Here is a 1231-nt window from a genome sequence, read left to right as displayed (position 1 = left end):
GCATCGCCGTCATTGGCGATAATGCCATCCGCACATTTGCTTTGGGCGGGTATGGGGCCGGTGTAAAAGCGCAACACGAGATAACAGCATTAGACGGTATAAAATCAAGGTTCGGTAAAACGGCCAGCATCAGCTTTGCCCRRGGCTATAAAGCAAACTACCTGGCAAGTAATAGTGATGAACAAAATCGCGGCTATGACCAGCCCGATCAGAAACTGATTGACGAGGCGGTAGCGCTTGCGAAAGCCAGCGATGTCGCCATTTTATGTATCGGTTCCAATCGTGAATATGAAAGCGAAGCCCATGACCGTAAAAGCCTGGAACTGCCTTTTGGTGAACAGGCATTGGTTACCGCGGTTACTGCAGCTAACCCCAATACCATTATCGTAATCATGGCCGGCGCTCCGTATAACCTGAATGAAATCAAAAAATCCAACCATGCGGTTGTTTGGTCGTGGTTTAATGGCTCAGAAGCCGGCAATGCACTGGCCGACGTATTAAAGGGTGTTGTAAACCCCTCAGGCAGGTTGCCATTTACTTTTCCGGTATCGTTAAAAGATTCTCCTGCTTCCGCTTTAAATACTTATCCGGGTAAAGGCGCTACGGCCGAATATAAAGAAGGTATCCTGGTTGGCTACCGCTGGTACGATACCAAGAAAATTGAACCGCAATTTCCTTTTGGTTATGGGCTCTCCTATACTGATTTTTCCATAAGCCATTTTTCGGCTGATAAAAAAAGCTACGGRAAAAATGAAACYGTCCATGCAAAATTCACCATTAAAAACACAGGCGACCGTTATGGGGCCGAAGTTGTGCAATTATATGTAAGCGATCCGGTTAGCTCTGTATTGCGCCCYGAAAAAGAGCTTAAAGCTTTTAAAAAGATATTTTTAAAACCCGGCGAAACGAAAACAGTTCAAATGGATGTAAAGGTTGGCGACCTCGCTTTTTATGACGAAACAACAAAATCATGGAAAGTTGAAGCCGGCGAATTTGTTCTTCAATTAGGTAATTCATCACGCAATATTTCAAAAACAGTAAAAATCCTGGTTAAATAAATTCATTTCAGAAGCAGTGTGAAGTTTATGGAAAATCTGTGAACCGGACTTCCGAATACCGATAAACTCAGAAATGATTTTCAATGCAAATGCCCCCAGTTGGTTTTATTAAATAAGTGTAATAAACACAATAAATGATATTGACTTTCATGATGAAAAAGTTATTACCAGGA

1 protein-coding gene is annotated in these 1231 nt (G+C 42.6%); it reads left to right on the top strand.

Annotation, left to right across the window (positions count from 1 at the left end; genetic code table 11):
• The coding region (locus tag AC1DO4_RS27835) for a glycoside hydrolase family 3 C-terminal domain-containing protein (protein ID WP_477421042.1) at positions 1–1058 on the top strand (1058 nt) is incomplete at its 5' end.
• Positions 1059–1231: the final 173 nt, after the last annotated feature.

It is taken from the genome of Mucilaginibacter sp. P5_A6, assembly GCF_056400585.1.
Note: the sequence above shows the minus strand (reverse complement) of the source record. Positions and strands in the feature narration are given on the sequence as shown.